Raw genomic sequence first — 26,319 nt, 5'->3', positions numbered from 1 at the left:
TGCAGGCTGGAAGCGTAGAATGACGGTAGATATGGGCCGATTGGCCAGATCGTGGATGTGGGCGCTGCTGCTGGTTCTGCTGGCGCCCGTTATGGCAGTGGGTGAGAAGGTTAGCGACCTCCCCAGGCCGACGGCGTACGTGACCGATCTGGCGGGAGTTCTGTCGGATCAGGCCCAGGCCGAGATCAATCAGTATGCAGGCGAGGTAGACCGGCAGGCGCATGCGCAGATTGCCGTCGTCATCGTGAAGTCGCTGGACGACCGTCCGATTGAGGACTACGCCAACGACCTGTTTCATACCTGGGGCATTGGCCCGAAAGACCCAAAGTACAAGGATCGCGGCATTCTGCTGCTGTTTGCCACGCAGGACCGTAAGCGCCGGATTGAGGTGGGCTACGGCCTGGAAGGCATTCTGCCTGACGCCAAGACCGGTGATGTGGGCCGCGACATGGTTCCGCTGTTGCGCCAGAACGACTGGGACGGCGCGGTGAAGCTGGGCGTAACTGAGATAGGGCAGGTGATTGCCTCCGACGCGGGTGTGTCGATTGCGGCTCCGGAGCAGCCGGTGCATACCTATCGCCGCGAGACGGTAAAGCGTGATGGAGGAATAGGCATCGGTGGGCTGATCGTCGGCTTTATCGTACTGATGGTCATCCTCAGCATTCTTCGTCGTCTGTTTGGCGGCGGAGGTCCCCGGGGAGGCTCCGGCGGCGGCGGACTTGGCGGAGCTCTGCCATGGCTGGTCCTTGGTGAGATCCTGGGCAGCAGCGGCGGACGTCGCGGGGGAGATGGCGGCTGGGGCGGAGGAGGTTCCTCCGGTGGCGGTTTTGGTGGATTTGGCGGTGGTGACTCCGGCGGCGGTGGTTCCAGCGGAGACTGGTAACGGGTTGGTTGCAGGCGTTTGAACAACAAGTTTTGTAAGTTCGCCGGAGACAGCTCCGGAGAAACAGGAGAGAGACAACATGAAGGGTTTTCTGATTGGGCTTGGAGCCATTTTGGTGATTGCGGTGCTGGCCTTCGGAAGCTACACGAGCTCCAAAAACAAGATGGTCGCGAAGAACGAAGAGGTCACGGCGGCCTTCTCTGAGATCGACGTCAACCTGCAGCGCCGCGCGGACCTGATTCCGAACCTGGTGGCGACGGTGAAGGGCTATGCCAAGCAGGAGCTGGATGTCTTCACTGCGATCTCCAACGCCCGCGCCGGCCTGCTGACGGCCCGTACGCCGGATGAAAAGCTGGCGGCGAACGATCGTTTGAGCGTTGCACTGCTGCCGCTGACGCGGATGCAGGAGACGTATCCGGATCTGAAGAGCAACGAGCAGTTCATGCGTCTGGAGGATGAGCTGAGCGGAACGGAGAACCGGATCGCTGTGGCTCGCCGCCGGTATAACGACACGATCAAGGACTACAACGTGTATATCCAGCAGTTCCCGAACTCGATCTGGGCGGGTATTGCGGGCTTCACTCCGAAGACGGGCTACTATGCTGCCGATCCGGCGTCGAAGACGGCTCCGAAGGTGGATTTCGGCAAGTAGATGGATGGTTGGATAGTAAAGACTAAAAGCAGAAGGGCCGCCCGGATGGGCGGCCCTTCTCTTGTTCCGTTGATGTTAGAGGTACGAGACCATCCAACTATCCAGCTTACTTGGTGAAGGAAGCTACAGCCGAGGCTTCGTCGTCCTTGACGTCGAAGACGGTGTAGAGCTTGGTGATCTGGAGCAGGTCGTGGACCTTCTTGGTGAGGTTCAGCAGCTTCAGCTCGCCACCGGCATTCTTGACGGTGGTAAAGGAGCTGACGAGCTCGCCAATGCCGGAGGAGTCGATGTAGCTGACGTCGCCCAGGTTCAGCAGGATGCTCTTATTGCCCTTAGCGAGCTGGTCGCGGATGGCGTCACGCAGAACGACGCTGCCTTCTCCCAGGGTGATGCGGCCGCTCAGATCCAGGATAGTGATGCCGTCTACCTGGCGGGTGCTGACTTTCATGCTCACGGTGGTGATTCCTCCTAGTTAGTTGCCCGCCGGTGCGGGAGTACGGTGTTTGATCAGGGTCAGTTCCGTCCCAGGATGGGTCTGGCGGAAGTGTACCTCATCCATAAAAGCGCGGATGAGGAAGATGCCTCGTCCGGAGCCACGCAGGATATTCTCTGGCGCGAGCGGATCAGGAATCGTTTCAGGGTCGAGTCCTGGCCCCTGGTCGGCAATCTTGATGACCAGGTCTGACGAGGTAGTTTCAAAGGACGCGCTGACATGCTTGTCGGTGCCGTAATTGTTGCCATGAAGTACGGCATTGACTGCCGCTTCACGCACCGCCATCGCAATGTTGGGGATGTCGTCCTCGGAAAATCCAGCACGATGAGCAAACTGCTCGGCCTCGGACTCGAGCCGGTTCACGGTATCGAGGGTCGAGTCGAGGGTGAAGCTGACGCGGCTTGTGGTCGAGTCGGCCAAGTTACTCCTACAGGCTTAGGATGCTTTTTTCAGAAGCGCCGACGCCTGTGGGGAGCCGGAGTTTCCTCCAAGGTGCTTGCAAAGGCAGTTTGCTTGCCACGACGGGAAAAGTCAAGGAATTGCGGGAGAGGATAGAAAAGCCACTGCCTGTGCAGCTTAAGAATGCAGCGGCAGGGAACTGTCGTGCGGTGAGCTTCGTACTCGGCTGTACAGCGTTAGGATGGAGTTTTGGAGGAGGCAGTATGCGATCTGGCATGAAAGGCCTGCTATTGGCTGTGGCAGGAATTACCGGACTTGGAGTAGCGCAGGGACAAACGGAGCTGAAGCCGCTGGAGGCCATGCCCTACTCCCCCAGCCTGAGTGTGGCGGACATGGATAAATCCGTTGATCCGTGCACGGACTTTTACCAGTACAGCTGCGGTGGATGGATGAAGAACAACCCCATTCCCGCCGATCAGGCAGGATGGAGCGTCTACGGCAAGCTGGCGCAGGACAATATGCAGTTCCTGTGGGGCATCCTGGTGGACGCCTCGAAGGCCACGAATCGCAATGCCAACCAGCAGAAGATCGGCGATTACTACTCCGCCTGCATGGACGAGGATGCGATCAACAAGCGCGGACTTGCTCCGCTGAAGCCTACTTTGGCGAAGATTGATGTCCTGAAGACCCGGCAGCAACTAATTGCCTACATCCCAACTCTCCACCACCAGGAGATTGGCAACTTCTTCTTCGGCTCGGGCTCCGGACAGGACCTGGGTGACTCGTCGCAGGTAATCGCCTTCGTCACGGCTGGAGGACTTGGCCTGCCGGACCGCGACTATTACACCAAGACGGACGCCAAGAGCGAAGAGACACGCAAGAAGTATGTCGCCTACATTGCACAGCAGCTGACGCTTGCCGGTGAGAGTAAGGCGGCTGCCGAGGCGGACGCCGCTGCGATCATGAAGATTGAGACCGCCCTCGCCAAGTCACAGCTGACCCGCGTTGAGCGCCGCGATCCGTATAAGGAGTTCCACAAGATGCCGGTCGCGGAGTTGGCGAAGCTGACGCCCGCGATTGACTGGAACCGCTACTTCACGGCGCAGAACGTGCCGGGGGTGACGTCGCTGAACGTGAATCAGCCGGAGTTTCAGAAGGCTCTGCAGACGGAGCTGACGACCGAGCCGGTGGAGGCGCTGAAGGCGTACCTCCGCTTCCACGCGATTACGGCTGCCGCTCCATCGCTGTCGCATGACTTTGAGCTGGCGCAGTTCGACTTCTATTCGAAGTACCTGCGTGGCGTGCAGCAGCAGCAGCCCCGCTGGAAGCGCTGCACCCGCCAGGTGGACAACGTGCTGGGAGAGGCGCTGGGACAGGAGTTCGTGCGTCGCACCTTCGCTCCGGATACCAAGGCCAGGACGGTGAAGATGACCGATGAGATTGAAGAGGCCATGGCCGGTGAAATTAAGACGCTGAGCTGGATGAGCGATGCGACCAAGACACGGGCACTGGAAAAGCTGCACATGGTTCGCAATAAGATCGGCTATCCGGACAAGTGGCGCGACTACTCAAAGCTGGAGGTGAAGCCCGACGATTATTTTGGCGACGTATTGCGTGCGGGACTGTTTGAAGACGCGCGGCAGTGGGCCAAGGTGGGCAAGCCGGTGGATAAAGACGAGTGGGACATGACGCCTCCGACGGTGAACGCCTACTACAACCCGCAGATGAACGACATCAACTTCCCGGCGGGCGTACTGCAGCCGCCGCTGTATGACGCCAAGTCCGACGATGCGCCGAACTACGGCAATACGGGTTCGACCATTGGCCACGAGCTGACCCACGCCTTTGACGATGAAGGCCGCCAGTTTGACGGTGCGGGCAACCTGAAAGACTGGTGGACGAAGGAGGATGCGGAGGGGTTTGAGAAGCAGATCAACTGCCTGCGCGACCAGTTTGCGACGTACACCATCGTGGACGACATCAAGATCAATTCCAAGCTGACAAGCGGTGAGGATGTGGCTGACCTGGGAGGGACGCTGATTGCCTACATTGCCTGGCAGAAGGCGACGCAGACCCAGCGACTGGCTCCGGTGGAGGGTTTTACTCCTGACCAGCGGTTCTTTATTGGCTTTGCCCAGTGGGCGTGCGAAAACCAGCGTCCGGAGAATCTGCGGGTGAGTGCGATCACCAACCCGCACTCGCCGGGCTATGCACGCATCAATGGCATTGTGACGAACATACCGCAGTTCGCCACGGCGTTTGGCTGCAAGAAGGGCCAGCCGATGGTGAAGGAGACGGTCTGCAAGGTCTGGTAAGGGCGGGCAGCAGGCAAAAGAAGGGCGGTTGCTTTCGGGCGGCCGCCTTTCTCTTTTTGGTTCTGTTACATAGCGGTAGTGGTGTGCGTCTGTCTGCTTGAGTAGACTGCGAACAGGAATGCATACGCCAACCCAGTTCCGGACCAGCGCCGCGGCCATGATGGGCCTGCCGGTGAAGAATGCTCAGGGAAGCGTCCTTGGCCGTATTCGAGACTTTGCCGTGGATCCGGCAATCGACACCGGACATGTGGCTGGCCTGCTGATCCGCCGTTCTGGTAAGGGCAGGGCGCTGGGACTGGTTCTGGTGGAGGCGCTTGAGCACCTGGAATCCGGGGAGTTGAGCCTGCGTGCCGGGGCGGAGGTAAGCCCGGTGGGGATTGAGCATGACTACCTGCTGCTGGACCGCGATCTTCTGGACCAGCAGATCATCGATATTCACGGGCACAAGGTGGTTCGCGTCAACGATGTGGACCTGAGCTGGGAGCGCAGCGTGGAGGGTGCCTCTCCCCGGCTGCGTATTGCCGAGGTAGAGGTTGGCCTGCGCGGCGCTCTGCGACGGTTGATGAAAGGGCTGCCACGGCCAGTGGTTGCGTTGAGCGAACGCGCCTCGGCAAAGATCATTCCGTGGGAGTTTGTGGACATGATCGAGCGCGATCCGGCTCGCCGCGTTCGCCTGAAGATTGAGCAGAACCGGCTGGCCAAGATGCATCCGGCCGATATCGCGGACATTCTGGAAGAGCTTGCTCCTGCAGAGCGTGAGGCGGTCTTTGCCAGCCTGGATGAGGAGATTGCGGCGGAGGCGCTGGAGGAGGTCGATCCGAAGCTACAGAAGGCACTGATCGAAGGTCTGGATTCTGAACGTGTGGCCGACATTGTGGAGGAGATGGACCCGGGCGCCGCGGCGGATCTGCTGTCAGAGCTATCTGATGAGCGCTCCGAAGCCATCCTTGGGGAGATGGACCCGGAGGAGCGGCAGGAGGTGGAAGAACTGCTCGAGTTTTCGGAGAAGTCTGCTGCCGGCCGCATGACCACCGAGTATGTGAGCGTGGGTTCAGAAGCAACGGTTGCCGACGCGATTGCTGCGCTGCGGATCTTTGAAGGCGATGTGGCGACAGTGACCGAGATCTATCTGGTGGATCCCGAAGAGTTGTTCATGGGGGTCGTGAGGCTGGCGCGGCTGGTGCTGGCGGAAGGGGATACACCGCTGAAGACCCTGACGGAGAACAGGCTGGTGTTTACAAGCACGGATGCCAATGCGAAACACGTAGCCGAGCTGTTCGATAAATACAACCTGCATTCGTTACCCGTTCTGGACGAGGAGAAGAAGCTGGTGGGCATCATTCTTGCCGAGGAAGTTATTTCATTGCTGCGCGAGGACCGGTAATTGAAGATTCTTTATGTCGCGCAGATCTCGAAGAATGACTCGACACAGCATCGCCAGTGGGCGCTGGAGCGCGCCGGACACACCCTGTTTCCCATCAACCTGTATGACTACGGGATGAAGCAGCCCTTTCTGCGGAAGGTGGAGTACCGGCTGTCTTTGGGGCCTGAGGTGATACGGCTGAACCGTGAGGTTCTGAAGCAGGCGAAGGCGCACCGGCCCGAGGTGATGTGGGCCGACAAGGCGGTGTGGTTGTGGCCCTCGACGCTGCGCGCCCTGCGCAGGATGGGGATTGTCACGGTCAGCTACATGATCGATAACTTCTTCGGCCCACGGCGCGATCCGGGCTGGAGGCTGTACCGGAAAGACATTCCGGAGTACGACCTGCACGTGACGCAGCGGGACGCGAATGTGACTGCCTACAAACAGGCAGGCGCACGGGACGCGCTGAAGATCCAGACGGCCTATGAACAGTCGTTGCATTTTCCTCCGCCGGAGGGCTGGGGCGACAAGGATCGCGACCGCGAGGTGTCATTCATTGGTACCCCCTATGACCAGCGTGCGCAGATTCTTACGCGGCTTGCGCGCGAGTTCGAGGTGCCGGTAACGATCTCCGGAACACCTGGCCACTGGAAGCGTGCGCTCGATCCGCAGGCCATGGAGTCGCTGTATCGGGAAGGCGAGCTTTACAGCGAGGACTACCGTAAGGCCATCTGGCGGTCGAAGATCAACCTGAGCTTTCTGACGCACTCCAACCAGGATGAGTTCGTCCACAAGAGTTTTGAGATCGCCGGATGTGGCGGCTTCCTTCTGGCAGAGCGTTCAATGGGACACCTGGAGCGGTTTGTCGAGGACGAAGAGGCGGTCTTCTTTGAAGGGTTTGATGAACTGCTGGCAAAGATCCGTCGCTGGCTGCCGGATGAAGAGGGACGCGCCCGTATTGCCGCCGCCGGTCATCGTCGGGCTGTTGCTGGCGAGTACCATAACGATGGGCAGGTCAAAAAGATTCTGGAACGGTTGGAGTCGATCATCCCGAAGGTGAAGGCGGAGGCTGCGGGATGAAGAAGTTCAGTCTGCGCGCAAGATTGTTGATGTTTCTTGCGGTGCTTGGGCCGGGATTTATTACGGCCAACGTGGACAATGACGCCGGCGGCATCCTGACCTATTCGCAGGCCGGTGCCCAGTACGGCTATAAGCTGCTGTGGACCATGATCCCGATCACGCTGGCGCTGATCGTGGTGCAGGAGATGTGTGCCCGCATGGGCGCGGTGACGGGCAAAGGCCTTTCCGATCTGATCCGTGAAGAGTTCGGTCTGCGCATGACCTTCGTGATGATGGTGCTGCTGGTCATCGTCAACTTCGGCAACGTGATTGCCGAGTTCTCCGGTATTGCGGGCAGTCTGCAACTCTTCCACGTCAGTAAATACATCAGTGTGCCTATCTGCGCGCTGCTGGTGTGGGCTCTGGTGGTCTTTGGCGACTACAAGAACGTGGAGAAGATCTTTCTTGCGGCCAGTGTCTTCTATATCGCCTACATCATCGCCGGCGTGCTGGGACGTCCTGACTGGCATGCGGCCATGGTGGAGACGGTAAAGCTGCCGGAGCGTTCGATCTGGCGCGACCGCAACTACATCTACATGACGATTGGTGTGATTGGCACAACGATTACGCCGTGGATGCAGTTCTACCTGCAGTCGTCGATCGTGGAAAAGGGCGTCAGCGTGCGGCAGTACCGCGCCTCCAGGCTGGACGTGATCGTTGGTTCCATCTTTACCGATATTGTGGCCTGGTTCATCGTGGTGGTCTGCGCGGTGACGCTGTACACACACGGTATGCGCGATATCCAGGTACCGGCCGATGCCGCCGAGGCGATGAAGCCGGTGGCGGGCGACTATGCCTTCATCCTGTTTGCGGCGGGCCTGTTCAACGCCAGTTTGTTTGCCGCGTCCATTCTGCCGTTGTCGACGGCCTACACGGTCTGCGAGGGGCTTGGCTTTGAGAGTGGCGTGGATAAACGCTTTAACCAGGCGCCGTTCTTCTACTGGCTGTACACCATCCTGATTGTTGCGGGTGCGGCGGTGGTGCTGGTGCCGAACTTCCCTCTGGTGCCGATGACAATTCTGTCGCAGGTGCTGAACGGCGTTCTGCTGCCCATTGTGCTGATCTTCATGCTGAAGCTGATCAACAAGAAAGAGCTGATGGGCACGTGGACCAATAACCTGTGGCTGAACCTGGTGGCATGGACGACCGCGATTGTGGTGATTGGCCTGACGGTTGTGATGATGTGGAACACGATCCGGGGAATGTTCTAAGGGGCAGAGAGGCAAATTTTTCCGCTTCGCTGCGGAAGGACAAGCAAGACAAGTAAAAGCGCGTGCAGCTAGATCAGCTTGCCGGCGGCCAGGTCCTGGATGAGGGTAAGGTCGGCGGCGAGGAAGTCGAACTCCGGCAGCTTTGCCAGCGTGGTCCACTGCATAGCGTTGAAGATGCGGTTTTCGAGCTCGCCTTTGAAGTCATGGACGGTGAAGAACTGCAGGTCAACCGCTCCGCCGTTGCGGTAGTTGTGGCGCAGGCGGGTGACGCGGGGGCCAATCTCGGCCTCGATGCCCAGCTCTTCATTCAGTTCGCGGCGCAGGGCGGCTTCCGGGGATTCGCCGGGTTCGATCTTGCCACCGGGGAACTCCCACTTCAGAGCCATGGCCTGTTCCGGGCGCCGCTGGCAGACCAGGACCTCGCGGCCGGTCTCGGTCTGGCGCAGGATCAGCGCGGCGACGACCAGGCGCACCTGTTTGGTGGGAGCCTGGGCTCCGGTACGGCGGCGGTTTTTCTTCACAGCTCGGCTCACGTACACACAAGGTTAGACGTCTGAGGCGCTTTTAAGCCTCAGACTGTTCGAACGGCAGCCGGATAGTAAACCGGCCATCCTTTGCCATGGCTGATTTCAACCAGTGCTGCCGAAGGGTTGACAGGGTAGGCGCGCTTTGCAATTTCAAGCATCGCTGCGTCGTGAATGGAGTTTCCGAAGACTGCATCCGGGGTGTGGTGGCCGACGCGGCGCAGCGAAATGGCCTTGTTTTCGTCGGAGGGGACATCCCGCAGGGTACGGGTAGCAACGCCGTCTTTTACCTCGACGCAGGCGGCCAGAACGCGCTCCGGAGGGATGCCGAAGCGGCGGACGCCTTCTTCCACCACCCAGTCGCAGGTGGAGGAGACGGCCCAGATCTCGACGCCTTTTTTGCGCAGGTCGCTGACCAGGTCAAACATCTCCGGGAAGATAAAAGGCTCGATCTCCGAGCGGAAAAACTCGGCGGCGGAGGCGCGGATAGCCTGCTCGGTCAGGCCCTCGTAAACCTGCACCATTTCGCCGCAGATGGTGATTTCGTCCACTTTGCCATCGTGATATTCGGCGTGACGGCCTTCAATCCAGGCGCTTTGCTGTGGTGAGAAGAGGCCGGTTTTGGTGCTCCAGCGCATAAAGCCGGAGCCGGAGTCAGGGTGCCACAGAGTTCCGTCGCAGTCGAAGACGGCGACTTTGGGTGCGAGTTCGCGAATGGAAGCAAAAAGCTGGTCCGTGCTGAGCGATACGGGCATCTGTCTATTTTCCCATGCTGCGCTGCTGACGATGTTGGTTCCCCGGGGTGAAGCGCCTGTGGGAACGTCTGATAATTGCAGCCATGAGCGATGCAGCCGGCACACCGGCCATTCTGCGCGAGTACATGACCTATCTGCGGGTGGAGAAGGGGTTGCGACCGCTGTCCTGCGAGAGCTACCAGCGTGACCTGGAGCAGCTTGCCGAGTTTCTGGAAACAACCCACACGCCGCTGCCGGAGGCCAGGCAGGAGCAGGTGAGCGCTTTTATGGAAGACATGCGCGGGCGGCATGTCGAGTCGCGATCCATCGCAAGAAAGCTGAGTTGCTGGCGTGGATTCTACCGCTGGCTGCTGAAGGATAAGCGCATTCAGCATGACCCGACGGTGAACCTGGAGACACCGGCTTCGTGGAAGGTGTTGCCCAAATCGCTGGCGGAGTCCGAGGTGGACGATGTGCTGACACGAGCCGCGCAGATGGCAAACCATCCGCAGGCAGAACCGCAGGCGTTGCGTGACTACGCCATCCTGGAGCTGCTGTATGCCGGGGGGCTGCGCGTGAGCGAGGTGACCTCACTGCGCGAGGCGGATCTGCACCTGGACCAGGCGCGGGTGCAGGTACGCGGCAAGGGCGATAAGGAACGCATCGTGCCGCTCGGCGTGCCGTCCATCAAGGCGCTGGAACGGTATTTGCACGAGGCTCGTCCATCGCTGTGCGGCAAGCAGTTTGAGCGGGCTTTGTTCCTGAGTGTGCGTGGCAGGCCGCTGACCCGCGACCTGGTGTGGTCCATGGTGAAGAAGTGGGACAAGCACGCCAGTCCACACATGCTGCGGCATAGCTGCGCCACGCACATGGTGGAGCACGGAGCGGACCTCCGCAGTGTGCAGACGCTGCTGGGCCATGCCGACATTGCCACTACGCAGGTTTATACGCACGTGGCGCTGGGCCGGCTGAAGCAGGTGCACCGGCTGCATCATCCCCGGGCGAAGCGGCGGACGGAGGCAGTCTCGTGAGCTTTCAGGATCTGACTGACGAGTTTCTGCGGGTGGTGGAGAACGAGCGTGGTGCCTCGCCGCATACCATCCGTGCGTACCGCCGCGAGCTGAAGGACTTCGCCGCCTATCTGTCGGAGAGCTTTGGCGAGCAGGGAAGCATCGCCCGGGTGGAGCATACGCACATCCGCAACTACCTTGCCGTGCTGTTCGATCGGGGGCTGGGCAAACCTTCGGCGGCGCGTGCACTGGCGGCGATCCGGTCATGGTTCAAGTGGCTGGCCAGGGCGGGGCATGTGCAGCAGAATCCGGCTGTTCTGGTCTCCACGCCCAAGTTGCCGAAGCACCTTCCGCGCGTCCCCAGCGTGGAAGAGGTGAATCGTGTTCTCGACTCGATGGAAGGCGACGAGGAAGCCATTGGCTGGGCGGCAAGGGAACGTGCGATCTGGGAGCTGCTGTACGGCTGCGGTATCCGCAACTCGGAGCTGGTGGGCATTGACATGCACGATATCCAGTGGCGGAACGAGGCCGTACTGATCCGTGGCAAGGGGAAGAAGGAGCGGTTTGTCCCGCTGGGCGATGCAGCGGCGGAGGTAATCCGTGCCTACATGCCGGAGCGGGAGCAGCGGCTGCAGAAGGCGGGCAAAGGAGCTCTGGTGGAGGATGGGCCTCTGCTGGTGAATGCGCGGATTCGTGGCGAAGCGCGGCTGACGACGCGCAGCATCGGGCGGATTGTGAAGGCGATTGCTGTCAGTAAAGGGCTGCCTGCGGATGTGCATCCGCACACGCTGCGCCATGCCTTTGGAGCGCACATGCTGGAGGAGGGCGCCGACCTGCGGGCTATCCAGGAGATCCTGGGGCACGAGCGGTTATCGACCACGCAGCGATATACGCAGTTGACGGTGAACCAGGTGCAGCGGGTCTATGACGAGACCCATCCGCGCGCAAAGTAGTACATTGGCGCGTATGCGTATCTTTCCTGTTTGTCTGTTGCTGGCTTGCTCCGCAGTGACGCTGGCGCAGGCACCCACGCCCGCATCCCAGACCAATCCTGACGATGTTGTGGCCCGTCCTACCCCGAAGTATGACGCTGTGCAGCAGCCATTAAACCCCGCGCTGCCGACGGTGTTTCTTGTGGGCGACTCGACCGCGCAGAACAAGGCGGACCTTGGCTGGGGCGACCACTTTGCGCACTATTTCGATACGACGAAGATCAATGTGGCGAACCGTGCCCGCGCCGGTCGCAGCAGCCGGACCTTTATCCATGAAGGCGCATGGGATGCCGTGCTGGCTCAGGTGAAGAAGGGGGATTTTGTCCTGATTCAGATGGGCCACAACGATGGGGGCGATCTGGATGGACCTAAGCCGCGCGGTACGCTGAAGGGAATCGGCGAAGAGCAGAAGGAAGTAACCCTGCAGGATGGTACGAAGGAAACCGTGCATACCTTCGGCTGGTATCTGCGGAAGTATATTGCGGATACGCGGGCGAAGGGTGCTACGCCGATCCTGTTGAACCTGACGGTCAGGAACATCTGGACCGATGGGCGAATTGAGCGGGATATGGGGTACGACGGCTTTATCCGGCAGACGGCGATGGCTGAGCACGTGGCCTTTGTGGATATGGCGACGATTGAGGCCAATAAGCTGGAAGCAATGGGGCAGGAGAAGACGAAGCTGCTGTTCCCGATTGACCATACGCACACCAGTGCCGAAGGTGCGGAGTTGAATGCAAGTTGTGTGGTTCAGGCACTTTGGCAGTCTGGTTCAGTTTTGACGCCATTCCTGAAGCTGCAACTCTAGCTGCTGTGTGCGATGCTAGGCCTACGCTAAAGCAAGGGCAATCGCTTTCGTCTAAACTGATACATGGGCGAAGTGTGCCCGAGGGACAACCAGTTTGATCAATACTGTTCTCGCGAAAGTCTTCGGCACCAGCAACGAGCGTGCCGTGAAGAAATTGCTCCCGGTGGTGGAGCAGATTAATGCCCTTGAGCCGTCGATTGCGGCGCTCTCGGATGAGGCGCTCCGCGCCAAGACGGTGGAATTCCGGGAGCGGATTGCTGCCCGGATCAATCGGATTGAAGACCGCGACGCGGTGTATGCTGCGGAGTCGGCGGCCCTGGACGAGATTCTGCCAGAGGCTTTCGCCGTGGTGCGCGAAGCCGGCAAGCGCGCCGTTGGCATGCGTCATTTTGACGTACAGCTGATCGGCGGCATGGTGCTGCACTCGGGCAAGATCTCCGAAATGCGTACCGGTGAAGGTAAAACGCTGGTCGCCACGCTGCCGTGCTATCTGAATGCACTGGCCGGCCGCGGCGTACACGTGGTTACGGTGAACGATTACCTGGCCAAGCGCGATGCCGAGTGGATGGGCAAGATCTACGGCTTCCTGGGCCTGAGTGTCGGTGTCATTGTGCATGACCTGGACGATCGCCAGCGCCGCGAGGCCTATGCCGCGGATATCACCTACGGCACGAATAACGAGTTCGGTTTCGATTACCTGCGCGACAACATGAAGTTCGAGCTGACCGACCTGGTGCAGCGCGGGCACTATTACGCGATCGTCGACGAAGTCGACTCGATCCTGATTGACGAAGCGCGCACACCGCTGATTATCAGCGGCCCCACGGACCAGACGACGGACAAGTATGCCCGCGTGAACGTCATTATTCCTCAGCTGGAACTGGGTGAGTTGACCGAGACGCTGGAGACCAAGACCTACACCGGCGACTACGTGGTGGACGAGAAGCACAAGGCCATTACCGTCACCGATGAGGGCTGGGAAAAGATTGAAGGCCTGCTTGGTATCGGCAACATTGCCGACCCCGAGAACTGGGACCTGAAGCATCACGTCGAAACGGCGATCAAGGCACATACACTCTATCGCCGTGACGTGGAGTACGTTGTCCGCGACGGCGAGATCATCATCGTCGACGAGTTCACGGGCCGCATGATGCCGGGCCGCCGCTGGTCAGACGGTCTGCATCAGGCGATTGAAGCCAAGGAAGGCGTGGCCATCCGCAAGGAAGACCAGACGCTGGCCACTATCACCTTCCAGAACTACTTCCGCCTGTACAAGAAGCTCTCCGGCATGACCGGAACGGCGGAGACAGAAGCGGCCGAGTTCGACAAGATCTACAAGCTGGAGATCGTGGTCATCCCGACGAATCGCCCGATGCTGCGCATCGAGCACCAGGATGTGGTCTACCGTACGGCGAAGGAGAAGTACTTTGCCGTGGCCGACGAGATTGCCCGTCTGCACGCCACGCAGCAGCCGGTGCTGGTAGGCACCACCTCGATTGAGAAGTCGGAGCTGCTGTCGAACATTCTGCAGCAGAAGGGCGTGCGTCACGTTGTTCTGAACGCCAAGTTCCACGAGCGCGAGGCGGAGATTGTCGCGCAGGCCGGACGCCTGGGTATGGTGACCATCGCCACCAACATGGCAGGCCGTGGTACCGATATTCTGCTGGGCGGCAACGCCGAGTTCATGGCTCGCCAGGAGCTGGTGAAGAAGAGCCTGGCGCGTGCGGTCAGTGCGGCGGAGGGCGCTATCTCGCCGACGGCAGGACCGGGCATGACCCGCTTCCTGTACCAGGGGCAGGAGTTTGAGACCGGGCAGCAGCAGTGGGATGCGGTGTACGCCGAGTACGCGGCGAAGGCCGCGGCGGAGCGTGCCAAGGTGTCCGAGGCAGGTGGCCTGTTCATCATCGGCACGGAACGCCATGAGTCACGCCGCGTGGATAACCAGCTGCGTGGACGTGCCGGCCGCCAGGGCGATCCGGGTGCGTCAAAGTTTTACCTGTCGCTCGAAGATGACCTGATGCGCATCTTCGCGCGTGAGTGGGTTTCCACGCTGCTGCAGCGCCTGGGTATGGAAGAGGGTGTGCCGATTGAAAGCGGCATGATCACCCGCCGTATCGAAGCCGCGCAGAAGGCCGTTGAAACGCAGAACTTTGAAAGCCGCAAGCATGTGCTTGAGTATGACGACGTCATGAACAAGCAGCGCGAGGCCGTCTACGGCCTGCGTAAGGGTCTGCTGGAAGGCGTCGAGCAGAAGGAACTGATTCTTGATGACTACGTACCCACGGCGCTGAGCGCTGCGCTTGATGCGCATGCACCGGCCGATGCTCATCCGGATAACTGGAAGACCGAGGAGCTGTTCGCGGCGCTGGCCGATGTCTTTGGGCCGGGGCTGGACAAGGAGGTCGACGCTTCGCAGCTGAACCGTCACGAGCTGGGCGAAGCCATCTACGAGAAGCTTCGCGCACGGTACGAGTTCAAGGAGCAGATTCTGCAGCCGCAGGGCATGCGTTATCACGAGCGCGTGATCATGCTGAGTGTGCTCGACAGCCTGTGGAAGGACCACCTGCTGGCGATGGACCACCTGAAGGAGGGCATCGGCCTGCGTGGATACGCGCAGCAGGACCCCCTGGTTGCCTACAAGAAGGAGTCCTTCGAGATGTTTGAGGCGATGATGCTTCGCTTCCAGGAGGACACGCTGCGTACGCTCTACCGCATGCAGATCATCGGCCCGGACGGAACGCCGATTGAGACGCTGGAGCAGATGGAAGCATTGCGCCCCGTACAGGCGCCGGACTCGGAAGGAGCTCCGGTGCTTGAGGCCGAGAATGCCGTGCCGGAATCGCGGGATATCCCGATTCCGACGCGTGCTCCGCAGACGACCATTGACGAGTTGGAACGGGAGTTCCAGCGCCGCAAGGAGCGCGAGCTCGAGATGGCGCGCCAGGCGGGCGGTGATGGTTCCGCAGAGCCTGTTACGCAGATCCGGACCGGTGAGAAGGTTGGCCGCAACGATCTGTGCCCCTGCGGCTCGGGCAAGAAGTTCAAGAAGTGCCACGGCGCTGAGGTCTAAAACCTCAGCGCTTTCTTTTTAGCGCGCGATGTCGTCCAGCAGCAGCTTGGCCTTGGTGGTGAGGTTGGTTGCACCTTCCAGATCTCCCGCCTTCAGGGCTTCGCGCGCCTTCAGCAGAAAATCTTTGACCTGATCAACGGCCGCCTTATGCGAGCGGACCAGAGAGCCGGAAAGTCCATCCAGACGCCGTTGCGTGGCGGCGATGAACTCGCCTGCCTGCTGGCGGGATTGCGTTGAGATTTCGCCTCCGGTGGAAAGCTCTCCGATGACGGATGCAGGGTCAGGCGCAGGCGTGCCAACGCTGGCCGTCTGTGTTGGAGAAGGTGTAGGTGTGGGCTGGGCCGGCTGCTGAGGCCGGCGGCGCGGTGTACGACGCGGCTGCTGCGGCTCTTCCTGGGCAGGCTCCTCTTCCTGTGGGGGAGCGGGTGCCTGCGCCTGTGCCTTTAACTCATCTTCGCGTACCGAGGGCGGCGGTACCTGGATAGGCGGAGCGGTGGGATGAGCCGCTGTTGCGGCCTGCACGGTTCCAGGTGAGTGCTTGCAGCCCTGCGGCACAAGGCATGCCCCGGCGAGCGCCAGCCATAGAAGACGCTGGCGGTTCATGCGCGGTTCCTTTCCGCTAACGTGTGGCTGACAGGCAGCAGAACAGTGAACGTGGTCCCGTGGTCCGGTGCGCTCTGGTTTGTATTGGATGCAACGTCGATAGAGCCGCCGTGCAACTGCAGCATGCGATAGGTCATAGCCAGCCCAATGCCGCTTCCTTTTGGCTTGGTCGTGAAGTACAGATCGAAAACCTTTGGCAGAAGTTCGCCGGGAATACCGACGCCCTCATCCATGATACGCAGTCTTGCGGTGCTGTTCTCACGGTCGAGCACAATGCGTAACGTGCCGCCGCCGGGCATGGCCTGTGCGCCGTTCAGAACGATGTTGAGCAAGGCCTGCTGCAGCAGTTCGGCGTCCACGTGGACGGTGACGGGGAGCGCGGGAAGCTCTTCGATCAGCATGACTTTCTGCTGCGCCAGGGCGTCTGTCGTCAGCGCACCAACCTTGCGGACGAGGCTGCGCAGGTCGTGGTCTTCAAGCCGCAACTCAACCGGGCGTGAGAAGTCGGCCAGTGTTTGCACGACGCGATCCAGCCGCTGCATCTCCTGCGCCAGGATGTCGACGTGTTTCTGTGCGCCGTTGTCGCTGTGCTGTGCCAGCTTGCCGCGCAGCAGCTCCAGGTGCACAACCATGGCGTTGATGGGGTTCTTGACCTCGTGACCGACGCCGGAGGTAAGACGGCCGATGGCGGCCAGGCGGCGCGAAACCTCGATCTCCTGTTCAAGCTGCTTGGCGGAGTGTGCGTCACGCAGCGTGAGCAATGCGCCAAGGCGCTCGCCGTTGCCGGCGTGTTCGCCGTGAATGAACTCAAGCGAGACCTTGACCTCGCGGCCGTCTTCCAACTCCACCAGCTCTTCCATCAGGTTAGTGTGGGTGGCGAAGCAGTCACGCACCGCGAGACCGATGGCGGTGTGGCGATCGAAGATCTCCTGCGCGGTATGGCCGAGGATGGCATTGCGGTCGCGGCCCAGGAAGCCTTCGACGGCTTCCGACACCATGACGGCGTGATGGTCGGCGGTGAACAGAATGACGCCGTCGCGCAGTGTCTCCAGCATCTGGTCCAGGTTGCTCTGCAGGGTGCTGTATACCTGCTCGGTGGTGCGCAGCTTCTCTCCCAGGCGATTGATGCTTTGCGAGGCCCGGACTACGGCATCCGGCTGGCTGGCTTTTGCCTCAATGAGGGGAGCGGAGGAACTGGCCAGCATGAGCTGTTCCAGTTGCTGGTTGATGCGTTCCAGGGGATGCAGGGCAAAGCTTGAGAGCAGGGCAGCGATAAAGACGCACGCGCCCAGCGCCACCAGGGCGAAGATGGCGGCGGCACGCAGCCATGGAGCATAGCTGCTGCGCAGAAAGGTAGAGCGGATGCCGAGGTGCACGGCGAGGAACGGCTGCCCGTTGCGGTCCAGCGGGAGGGTGACGTCCAGAACCTGCGGATGTCCGAAGACGGTACGAGCCTGTTCCAGCACGCCGCCCTGGTTGATGAGGTGGAACGGTGTGCGGTAGGGGAGCTGCTGGCTCAGCATTCCAGGGTCTGTGGAGGTGAGTACCATGCCGTGCGCACCGGTGACGGAGACATCCTGCACCGTCGGTGAGTAGCGGATGATGGCATTCATCTGATCCGTCAGCGGCTGATAGCTACTGACGGCATCGGCAACGGCAGATTGAAAGGCCTCGTCGGAGGTATCAGCGGGAGGATGCTCGCGCAGTCCATTGATCAGGGCCTGCCGCATGCTGAGCGTGACCTCACGCGCCAGCACGTCATTGCTGTCGCCGGTCTGCGAGATGCGCTGGCGCAGCAACTCCCCCAGGAAGAGGATGCACAGCACCAGCACAACGGCGAAGGTCAGCGCTGTAAAGGCGAGGACGAGCTTGGTTTTCAGTCGCATGATCGATCCGCGAGGAGCTACGCTTCGTGCAACAGGCCGGCGCTGGCGTATTCCTTCAGCTTATTCTGCAGCGTCTTGGAGCTGATGCCGAGAATCTCCGCAGCACGGGTCTTGTTGTTGTTCGTTGACTCCAGCGTCTTAAGGATAAGCTGCCGCTCGGCCTCATCGACCGTGGTGCCAACTTCCAGTTCGACAATTTCATTGGAGCTGACGGATTCGCGGTAGGGAGCGGCTCCCTGGGATGTCGGTCTTTGAAAGGCCGTGTGATTGGGAGGGATGAAACCCAGTTCTCCGAAGTTTGCGGGCAGATGCTTCAGTTCCAGCGGGCCGTTGCCTGCCAGGATGACGGCCCGCTCGATGGTGTTGCGCAACTCGCGGACGTTTCCCGGCCAGGGGTAGTGCATCAGCTTGTCGAGTACAGCGTCGGTCAGACCGGAGACCGAGCAGTGGTGACGCGCGTTCATGTCTTCCACCATGCCCTGCGCAATCAAAGGCACATCGCTCATGTGCTCACGCAGCGGTGGCATGTGGATGTTGAAGACGTTCAGGCGGTAGTACAGGTCGCCGCGCAGTTCGCCTGCGGCGACGGCGAGCTGAGGCTCCTTGTTGGTGGCGGCAATCACGCGGACGTCGACCGGCGTCTCGGTCTTTGCGCCCAGCCGGCGGAGCTTGCGGTCTTCCAGGACGCGCAGAAGCTTGGCCTGGGTCGCCGCCGGCATCTCGCCAATCTCGTCCAGCAGTAGAGTGCCTTCCTCGGCCAGCTCAAAGCATCCGGCGCGGCGTTCCTGGGCCCCGGTAAAGGCGCCCTTCTCGTGGCCGAAGATCTCGCTTTCGATCAGCGTCTCCGGGATCGCGGCGCAGTTTACGGCGACAAACGGCTTGGTCTTGCGGGGGCTCAGTTCATGCAGGGCGCGTGCGGCAAGTTCTTTGCCGGTGCCGCTTTCGCCTGTAATCAGAACGGAGACGTTGGACGGAGCAATGCGCTCGATCAGCTCGAAGATCTCCTTCATCCTGGGCGAAGAGCCGATCAGGGGACCGAGTACTCCGGTCTCCTTCAGGCGGCGGCGGGTGATCTCCAGTTCAAGCTCGGCACCCATCTGGCGGCTGGCGTTCTGCAGAATGGTACGCAGGCGCACCGGGTCAATGGGTTTCTGCACAAAGTCATACGCACCGGCGCGCATGGCATCGACGGCGGACTCAATGGAGCCCTGCGCGGTGACCATGATGACGGCGATCTTGGTCTGGAGCTCGGAGATGCGGTCCAGCAACTGCAGGCCGTCCATGCGCGGCATGCGCAGGTCGGTTACGACGATTGAGGGCGACCACTGCTGGACCTTTTCCAGGCCCTCCAGTCCGTCGCCGGCCACTTCCGTACGATACCCCCAGCTGGCTACCAGTTCGGCCAGTCCGGTGCGAGCATTTGGCTCGTCTTCAACGATAAGAACCTTGTTCACCAAAATTTGTCCTAACTAGAAGTGTACGAGGGGTTAGATGCAAATTGTTCGTCTGTGCGGAAGCTGGACCGGGAAAGACGACCGCAAGGTATCCTTTTCTGTATGGACTGGGAAATTTCCGTCGCAGATTACGCAAAGTTGAAGCAGCAGCCGGGGGCCCCCGTGTTGGTAGATGTTCGTGAGCCGCTTGAGGTGCAGATGGCGAGCATTGAGGGCGCCGTTCTGATGCCAATGGGCGAGGTAAAGGCGCGCGCCCACCAGGAGCTTGACCCTGACTCGCATATTGCCGTTTTGTGCCACCATGGAGCGCGCTCTTTGTCGGTGACGGCCTGGTTACGCCGCGAGGGCTTTGAGAAGGTGCAATCGATTGCCGGTGGCATTGACGCCTGGTCGCGCGAGGTAGATCCCACCGTTCCTCGCTACTAAAGTCCAGCGGGTGTTTAGGATGGAACCATTCGAAATGGCCCTGCGGGGCCGTTCGTGAATGAGGGATCATACGCCGTATGCCGAACACAGCACTTGCCTTTGCAGAAAAGAACCGGGAGAAGGCTCTTGAAGAGCTGAAAGCCTTCCTGCGCATTCCTTCCGTCTCCACGCTGCCGGACCACGCCGGCGATGTGCGCGCGGCGGCAGGTTTTCTGGCCGATGAGTTGAAGCGTATTGGGCTGGAGAATGTCCGGCTGATTGAGACCGCCGGTCACCCCCTGGTCTACGGAGACTGGCTGCATGCCGAGGGTAAGCCGACTGTGCTGCTCTACGGGCATTACGATGTGCAGCCGCCCGATCCGCTGGACGAGTGGCTATCGCCCCCGTTTGAGCCGGTGGAGCGCAACAACAACCTGTATGCCCGCGGAGCGGTAGACGACAAAGGACAGCTCTGGATGCAGGTGAAGGCTCTGGAGGCCCTGTTCCAGGGCAGTGGCGGCAGACTGCCGGTCAACGTCCGCATGATCAGCGAGGGCGAGGAAGAGGTCGGCGGCGAGGGAATCTCAGAGTACGTGCAGAAGCATCCGGAAGCCCTGAAGGCCGATGTTGCACTGGTCTGCGATACCGAGATGTTTGCGCCGGAGCTTCCGACGTTGTGTGTTGGCCTGCGCGGCATGATCTACACCGAACTGGAGGTGCGCGGGGCGAAGTCTGACCTGCACTCCGGCATGTACGGCGGAGCCGCGCCGAACCCGTTCATGGCGCTGGCAGAGATTCTGACCGGGTTGAAGGACGCCGACGGGCACATCCTGATCCCGGGCTTCTACGATGACCTGCAAACGCCTGCCGCGGAAGAACTGGCTGCCTGGAAGAGCCTGCCATTCGACGAGGAGCACTACCGGCTGACGGAAGTGGGTTCCCCGGAGTTGGTTGGCGAAAAAGGCTATTCGGTACTGGAGCGCATCTGGGCGCGTCCGACACTGGAGGTCCACGGGATGCCGGGGGGCTTCATCGGAGCGGGCGCAAAGACGGTGATTCCTGCAAAAGCGCTGGCAAAGGTCAGCATGCGGCTGGTGCCGAATATGACCTCGGCTAAAGCCTATGAACTGTATGCGGCCTATGTGCAGAAGCTGGCGCCGAAGGGTGTGACCGTCGAGACACGGCTGATTCATTCCGGCGAGCCGGTTGTTGTGAGCACGGACAATCCGTTCATCCATAAAGCCGTGACCGCAATGCATGAAATCTGGAAGAAGGACACGGTCTTTGTGCGCGGCGGTGGCTCGATCCCGATTGTCGGAGAGTTCGAGCGCTATTTGAAGCTGCCGGTCATCCTGATGGGCTTTGGGCTGCCGGATGACGGTCTGCATGCTCCGAATGAGAAGTTCCATATCCCGAACTTCTACCGGGGAACGGATTCCATCATCCTGTTCCTCGAAAATTGCGGGGCCTGATGCAGCTTGCGGGATGTGTTCTGGCTGGCGGCCATAGTTCGCGCATGGGGCGGGACAAGTCTCTGCTACGGATGAACGGCCGGTCGATGCATGCAGTGGCTCTGGACAAGCTGTCCGGCTGCACGGAAGCGCTGTATACCTCCGGCGAGAGTGTCGATCCGGAGGAACATCGTTCGACGGTGCTCAAGGACCCCTATGGCTGCGGTCCGCTGGGTGGCATTGTGGTGGCACTGGAGGCTATTGAGGCCGAGTGGGTGCTGTTCCTGCCGATCGACATGCCGCTGGTGCCGCAGGCGTGGATGGAGCGCCTTGCCGCACTGACCCGGACGACTGAGGCCTCGGCGATTTTGACACGCACAGAGGACGGGGAGCAGCCGCTGGTCGCGGCGTATCGCACGGCTCTGCTGCCGGATCTGAAACAGGCTGTAGAAGCTGGACGTTACAAGGTGACAGCAGCGCTGCCCGCCTTGGTGCAATGGCAGGATGCGACCGGATTTCCGCCGGAACAGTTTCGCAACCTGAATACCCCTGGAGAAGTTTCCAGCCTTCGCGCGCTGGGTTTTGACATCTCATAGGATGAAGGGCAGAGAGGCTCGATGGGCGACAAGGAAGCAGGCAAGTTTGAAATGATTCCGGGTATTGAGGAGCCGCTGACGGCGGACGTGTCTCCGGATGTGGCCGAGGTCGTTGAAGAGTTTATGTCGGAGGCGGCGGAGCAGAATGAGGCCGCGAAGGAATCCTCCGAGGCTCTTCCGGGAAAACCTTTGCCCTATATCTCGTTTGAGAACGTCTCAAAGTCCTTTGGCGACCTGCACGTGCTGCGCGAGGTGAATTTTTGCGTCCTGCCCGGGGAGACGCTATGCATCCTGGGGCGAAGTGGTGTGGGGAAATCCGTTTCCTTGCAGATCCTGATGGGGTTTCTGAAGCCGGACGCGGGGACGGTTCGTGTGGCGGGGGAAGATATCTGCGGCTTTACCGAGCGTGACATGCAGAAGATTCGCCGCAAGGTGACGATGGTCTTCCAGAACGGGGCGCTCTTCGATTCGGTAACGGTGGGCGAGAATGTGGCCTTCCCGTTGCGCGAGCGTGGCGACCTGGGCGAGGAACAGATTCAGCAGGTGGTCAAGGGGCTGCTGGAGATGGTGGGCGTGGCGGGTATGGAAGACCTGCTGCCATCGGACCTGTCGACCGGTATGAAGCGGTCGGTGGCCATTGCCAGGGCACTTTCCTCCCAGCCGGAGGCAATTCTGTACGATGAACCGACCACGATGGTGGATCCGTTGATGGGGCAGTTGCTGGGCAACCTGATCGAGCGTTTAAAGCGTCAACTCCACTTGACCAGCATCGTTGTTACGCACGATATGCGGTTCGCCAAAAAGCTGGCGGACCGCATTGTGTTTTTGCACGAGGGCCGGGCGCTGTTTTTCGGGACGATGGAGGAGATGGAGAAATCAGAAGATCCGATACTGCGGGAGTTTTTTTCTTTGGATGAGCTGGTTCTGCCGCAATAGCGCGACTTTCATCCGGGTGTTGTGTTATGTGCTAGAGAAGTCTGGACTTATCGTGATATTCCGATGTGCTTTTGGGTTGTTTAAGACCCTATCCAGAGGTATGCTGTCACCAACAGGAAAGAACTACAGAATCTCTGTACTCACTTCACCTTCAGGCTCTTCGGTGCATTCTGAGGGCTCATAACTCTTTTATTTGGCCAGGATTGGGCGATTTGAATGGCGGCACCTGAATATCTGCAGCAGGCAGTAGTGTCAGGCAAACGACGCGGAGGCTCTGCTTCGAGCAGAGCAGGCCGAGGGGCGGTGCTGAGCAGCTCGGCTCCGGCTCTGCTGTGGGCCTCGGTCGACTTCCTGACGGCCATCGTGTGCGGTATTGTTGCTTTCCGGATTCGATTTACGGCGCCTCGCGGACTTCCCAGCACCACGCTTTACCATGACATGCTGGCGCTGGCGATCAACCAGCAGTTTTTCTGGTACCTCTGCTCGTTCGCGGTCTGTGTGGTGTTCTTTTCCAGGCTGCACGACCTGTACGCGACGATTCAGCACCACAGCGGGCTGCATGAACAGCGGATGACGTACGAGTCCGTGCTGACGGCCGGTCTGCTCTTCTGCGGTTTGCTGTATCTGACCCGCGGCGCGGAGATTTCCCGCGTTGTCGTTCTGTTGACCGTTGTTTTTACGGCGGTGGCTCTTTCTGTCCGCCGCGGTGCTTGGCGCAGGATGGTCTACTCGCGCTTCCGCGAGGGGCTTGAGGTCCGCAATATCCTGATCATCGGCACTGGCCGCGTGGCCCAGGCGCTGCGGAACCACCTTGAGACGCTGCATCACTTCGGCTTCCGGTTCAAGGGCTTCATCTCTCTGACCCAGCTTGACGGGTCGAATACAAACACCGAGATTGTCGGCGATATCCGCAATATTGTTCCGCTGGCCCGCAGCATGTTCGTGGACGAGGTCTTCTTCTCCGTTCCAGCGGAGCGGAGCATCGTGATGGGCGTAGTGGAAGACGCACGCGCCGCAGGAATTGATGTGCGCGTGGTGCCGGACCTGTACGACGGTCTCGCCTGGAATGCTCCGGTCGAGTTTATCGGTCAGTTCCCAACAATTCCTCTGCATCGTCGTGAGTTCCCGATTGGCGCGTTCATGGCCAAGCGCATTCTGGATATCGCTGTCTCGTCTCTGGGGTTGCTGGTGCTTTCGCCGCTGCTTCTGCTGATCACGCTCTGTGTCCGCCTGGACTCCAAGGGGCCGACCTTCTACCGTGCCGAGCGCATTGGCCGTAAGGGTCGCAAGTTTGCCTGCTTCAAGTTCCGCACCATGGTGCCGAACGCGGATGAGCTTAAGAAGAAGATGGCGCACATGAACGAGCGCGACGGCATTCTGTTCAAGATCAAGCATGACCCGCGCATCACGCGTGTGGGCCGCGTCCTGCGCAAGTATTCCCTCGATGAGCTTCCGCAGCTTTGGAATGTGCTGCGTGGCGATATGAGCCTGGTAGGGCCGCGTCCTCCGCTCGCCTCCGAAGTGGAGAAATACGAGCTCTCGCACCTGCGCCGCCTGGATGTTTTGCCCGGTATTACCGGCCTATGGCAGGTGGAAGCGCGTCAGGACCCGTCCTTCGACAGCTATATCTCGCTCGACACGGCTTACGTGGAGAACTGGACCTTCGGGCTCGATCTGAAGATCCTGATTCGCACCATCAGCGTGGTCTTCACCGGCACCGGAACCTAGGGCTGGCGGTACACTGAAGCTGTGAAGATTGCTCTGGCGCAGATCAACCCTACGATCGGGGATTTCTCCGGCAACCTCAATAAAATTCTCGACTTCACGCGGCGTGCGGTCGATGCCGGGGCCGACCTTACGGTCTTTCCGGAGCTGGCCATCTGCGGCTACCTGCCGGCAGACTTCCTGGAGAAGGAAGCCTTTGTCGCCCGCGCGGGTGAGGTGCTTGCGCAGCTTGCTGAGCAGACTGCCTATACCTCGATCCTGGTTGGCGTTGTTGTGCCTTCAGGCGTCATCACCGGCAAGCATGTACGCAATGTGGCCGCGCTGCTGACAGGGGGACGTGTCAATTTTCTGCAGCAGAAGATGCTGCTGCCCTTCTATGACATCTTTGACGAGCAGCGGTACTTTGAGCCGGCCCAGCAGCAGAGCATTGTTACGCTGAACGGTCAGCCGCTGGCGATTACAGTCTGCGAAGATGCGTGGAACGACAAGATGTATTGGCCTCGTCGCTTCTACCCGGTCGATCCGGTGGAGGAGTTGATGACGAAGTGGCCGCAGGACACGAACGCTCCGCACATCATTCTGAATATTTCTGCCTCGCCCTACTGGAAGGACAAGCGGCAGGTCCGCAGCCAGATGTTGTCCGCACTGGCGCGCCGTCACAAGGCCGTGGTGGCCATGTGCAACCAGGTCGGCGGCAATGACAGCATCCTGTTTGACGGCACCTCGATCGCGTTTGATCCGGAAGGGTGCGTGATCGCGAGAGGAAAGTCGTTTGAAGAAGACCTTGTGCTCTTTGACACGGCTGACCGCAGCACGCCATGCGTTCCAGTGGTCGAAGACGATGAGATTGCCGGCGCCTGGAATGCGTTGGTGATGGGCACGCGCGACTACGTGCGCAAGTGCGGTTTCAGTAAGGTGCTGATCGGCCTGAGCGGTGGCATTGACTCGGCGCTGGTGGCTGCCATTGCGGTTGAGGCCTTTGGTGCGGAGAATGTGATTGGCGTTGGCATGCCGAGCGAGTTTTCGTCTTCCCATTCGGTCGACGATGCACGCGCACTGGCTGAAAACCTGGGTATACGGTTTGAGTTGCTGGCTATCCGCGAGATCTACGACCAGTTCACCAGCGTGCTGCATCCGCTATTCGCGGGAACACCGTTTGGCCTGGCGGAAGAGAACATCCAGCCGCGCGTCCGCGGCACGCTGCTGATGGCGCTGTCGAACAAGTTCGGCGCCCTGGTGCTGACCACCGGCAACAAGAGCGAGATGGCCGTGGGCTATTGCACGCTGTATGGGGACATGGTGGGTGGCCTGGCGGTGATCGGCGATATGGCCAAGACCCGCGTCTATGAGCTGAGCCGCTACGCTAACCGCGAGCGCGTGGTGATTCCACTGTCGACGATCGAGAAGCCGCCATCGGCCGAGCTTCGGCCCGGTCAGCTGGATACCGATTCGCTGCCGCCGTACGAGGTGCTGGACCCGATTCTTGAGGCTTACGTCGAACGTTACGAGAGTGCAGCGCAGATTGCCCGCGAGCAGGGTGTTGACCTTTCCCTGGTGGAGCAGGTCTTACGGCTTGTCGAACGCAGTGAATACAAGCGGCAGCAGGCCGCGCCGGTGTTGAAGGTGACGCGTAAATCCTTCGGCAATGGACGTCGCTTTCCGATTGCAGTAAAGGTTCAGGTATAGAAAG

General features: G+C 60.3%; 23 protein-coding genes. 16 read left to right on the top strand and 7 right to left on the bottom strand.

All coding sequences use genetic code 11. From position 1 onward, the window contains the following. Positions 1-31 precede the first annotated feature (31 nt). Positions 32-883, top strand: coding sequence for a TPM domain-containing protein (locus OHL13_RS07715; protein WP_263409550.1), 852 nt, complete (start codon positions 32-34; stop codon positions 881-883). Positions 884-962: 79 nt separating this feature from the next. Further along, complete coding sequence (locus tag OHL13_RS07710; RefSeq protein ID WP_263409549.1) at positions 963-1,535, top strand: LemA family protein; 573 nt, start codon at positions 963-965, stop codon at positions 1,533-1,535. A gap of 106 nt (positions 1,536-1,641) precedes the next feature. Here the strand turns inward: OHL13_RS07710 and OHL13_RS07705 are convergent, their stop codons facing one another. Together OHL13_RS07705 and OHL13_RS07700 are read right to left on the bottom strand one after the other, a co-directional pair. Beyond that, positions 1,642-1,989 (bottom strand): STAS domain-containing protein, encoded by a 348-nt coding sequence (locus OHL13_RS07705; protein WP_263409548.1) that lies wholly within the window; start codon positions 1,987-1,989, stop codon positions 1,642-1,644. 18 nt (positions 1,990-2,007) lie between these two features. Next, positions 2,008-2,448, bottom strand: coding sequence for an ATP-binding protein (locus OHL13_RS07700; protein ID WP_263409547.1), 441 nt, complete (start codon positions 2,446-2,448; stop codon positions 2,008-2,010). A gap of 242 nt (positions 2,449-2,690) precedes the next feature. Between OHL13_RS07700 and OHL13_RS07695 the strand changes: the two genes are divergently transcribed. The 4 genes from OHL13_RS07695 (at position 2,691) to OHL13_RS07680 (ending at position 8,435) form a co-directional block, all read left to right on the top strand. Next, the gene (locus OHL13_RS07695; protein ID WP_263409546.1) at positions 2,691-4,742 is read left to right on the top strand and encodes a M13 family metallopeptidase; all 2,052 of its coding nucleotides are present in this window, start codon (positions 2,691-2,693) and stop codon (positions 4,740-4,742) included. 118 nt (positions 4,743-4,860) lie between these two features. Beyond that, positions 4,861-6,126, top strand: a complete 1,266-nt coding sequence (locus tag OHL13_RS07690; protein WP_263409545.1) for a magnesium transporter MgtE N-terminal domain-containing protein — start codon at positions 4,861-4,863, stop codon at positions 6,124-6,126. Beyond that, a complete protein-coding gene (locus OHL13_RS07685) occupies positions 6,127-7,185 on the top strand; it encodes a CgeB family protein (RefSeq protein WP_263409544.1) in 1,059 nt (352 codons plus the stop codon). Next, positions 7,182-8,435 (top strand): Nramp family divalent metal transporter, encoded by a 1,254-nt coding sequence (locus tag OHL13_RS07680; RefSeq protein WP_263409543.1) that lies wholly within the window; start codon positions 7,182-7,184, stop codon positions 8,433-8,435. The genes OHL13_RS07685 and OHL13_RS07680 overlap by 4 nt, the downstream gene beginning before the upstream one ends. A 68-nt stretch (positions 8,436-8,503) precedes the next feature. Here the strand turns inward: OHL13_RS07680 and OHL13_RS07675 are convergent, their stop codons facing one another. Both OHL13_RS07675 and OHL13_RS07670 read right to left on the bottom strand, forming a co-directional pair. Next, a complete protein-coding gene (locus tag OHL13_RS07675; protein ID WP_263409542.1) occupies positions 8,504-8,956 on the bottom strand; it encodes a (deoxy)nucleoside triphosphate pyrophosphohydrolase in 453 nt (150 codons plus the stop codon). A 50-nt stretch (positions 8,957-9,006) separates the two neighbouring features. Then, positions 9,007-9,714 carry an HAD family hydrolase gene (locus OHL13_RS07670; protein ID WP_263409541.1) on the bottom strand — a complete coding sequence of 236 codons (708 nt, stop codon included), beginning with the start codon at positions 9,712-9,714 and terminating at the stop codon, positions 9,007-9,009. Between the two features lie 83 nt (positions 9,715-9,797). Here OHL13_RS07670 and OHL13_RS07665 point away from each other — a divergent pair, with 83 nt between their 5' ends. From OHL13_RS07665 to secA, 4 genes are all read left to right on the top strand, one after another. Then, complete coding sequence (locus OHL13_RS07665; RefSeq protein WP_263409540.1) at positions 9,798-10,724, top strand: tyrosine recombinase; 927 nt, start codon at positions 9,798-9,800, stop codon at positions 10,722-10,724. Next, positions 10,721-11,656, top strand: coding sequence for a tyrosine-type recombinase/integrase (locus OHL13_RS07660; protein WP_263409539.1), 936 nt, complete (start codon positions 10,721-10,723; stop codon positions 11,654-11,656). Before OHL13_RS07665 ends, OHL13_RS07660 begins: the two co-directional genes overlap by 4 nt. 13 nt (positions 11,657-11,669) lie before the next feature. After that, positions 11,670-12,503, top strand: coding sequence for a rhamnogalacturonan acetylesterase (locus tag OHL13_RS07655; RefSeq protein ID WP_263409538.1), 834 nt, complete (start codon positions 11,670-11,672; stop codon positions 12,501-12,503). 94 nt (positions 12,504-12,597) lie between these two features. Further along, the gene (gene secA, locus OHL13_RS07650) at positions 12,598-15,573 is read left to right on the top strand and encodes a preprotein translocase subunit SecA (RefSeq protein WP_263409537.1); all 2,976 of its coding nucleotides are present in this window, start codon (positions 12,598-12,600) and stop codon (positions 15,571-15,573) included. 18 nt (positions 15,574-15,591) lie between these two features. On the opposite strand, the gene OHL13_RS07645 is transcribed toward secA, so the two are convergent. From OHL13_RS07645 to OHL13_RS07635, 3 genes are read right to left on the bottom strand one after another with little or no spacing between them, the layout of a single operon-like run. Continuing rightward, positions 15,592-16,176 carry a hypothetical protein gene (locus OHL13_RS07645; RefSeq protein WP_263409536.1) on the bottom strand — a complete coding sequence of 195 codons (585 nt, stop codon included), beginning with the start codon at positions 16,174-16,176 and terminating at the stop codon, positions 15,592-15,594. Next, entirely contained in the window at positions 16,173-18,062 is a 1,890-nt protein-coding gene (locus OHL13_RS07640; RefSeq protein WP_263409535.1) for a sensor histidine kinase, read from the bottom strand. Before OHL13_RS07640 ends, OHL13_RS07645 begins: the two co-directional genes overlap by 4 nt. A gap of 17 nt (positions 18,063-18,079) precedes the next feature. Further along, the gene (locus tag OHL13_RS07635) at positions 18,080-19,516 is read right to left on the bottom strand and encodes a sigma-54-dependent transcriptional regulator (protein WP_317889912.1); all 1,437 of its coding nucleotides are present in this window, start codon (positions 19,514-19,516) and stop codon (positions 18,080-18,082) included. A 102-nt stretch (positions 19,517-19,618) separates the two neighbouring features. Between OHL13_RS07635 and OHL13_RS07630 the strand changes: the two genes are divergently transcribed. From OHL13_RS07630 to OHL13_RS07605, 6 genes are all read left to right on the top strand, one after another. Beyond that, entirely contained in the window at positions 19,619-19,942 is a 324-nt protein-coding gene (locus tag OHL13_RS07630) for a rhodanese-like domain-containing protein (RefSeq protein WP_263409534.1), read from the top strand. A 77-nt stretch (positions 19,943-20,019) separates the two neighbouring features. Next, positions 20,020-21,393, top strand: coding sequence for a dipeptidase (locus tag OHL13_RS07625; protein ID WP_263409533.1), 1,374 nt, complete (start codon positions 20,020-20,022; stop codon positions 21,391-21,393). Beyond that, a complete protein-coding gene (gene mobA, locus OHL13_RS07620) occupies positions 21,393-21,968 on the top strand; it encodes a molybdenum cofactor guanylyltransferase (RefSeq protein ID WP_263409532.1) in 576 nt (191 codons plus the stop codon). The genes OHL13_RS07625 and mobA overlap by 1 nt, the downstream gene beginning before the upstream one ends. A gap of 21 nt (positions 21,969-21,989) precedes the next feature. Beyond that, the gene (locus OHL13_RS07615) at positions 21,990-22,904 is read left to right on the top strand and encodes an ABC transporter ATP-binding protein (RefSeq protein WP_263409531.1); all 915 of its coding nucleotides are present in this window, start codon (positions 21,990-21,992) and stop codon (positions 22,902-22,904) included. A gap of 216 nt (positions 22,905-23,120) precedes the next feature. Beyond that, positions 23,121-24,632, top strand: a complete 1,512-nt coding sequence (locus OHL13_RS07610; RefSeq protein ID WP_263409530.1) for a sugar transferase — start codon at positions 23,121-23,123, stop codon at positions 24,630-24,632. Between the two features lie 21 nt (positions 24,633-24,653). Continuing rightward, positions 24,654-26,315: an NAD+ synthase gene (locus OHL13_RS07605; protein WP_263409529.1), complete on the top strand. Its 1,662-nt coding sequence runs from the start codon at positions 24,654-24,656 to the stop codon at positions 26,313-26,315. The last annotated feature ends 4 nt before the right edge of the window (positions 26,316-26,319 follow it).

This window comes from Terriglobus tenax (assembly GCF_025685395.1).
Lineage (GTDB): Bacteria > Acidobacteriota > Terriglobia > Terriglobales > Acidobacteriaceae > Terriglobus > Terriglobus tenax.
Note: the sequence above shows the minus strand (reverse complement) of the source record. Positions and strands in the feature narration are given on the sequence as shown.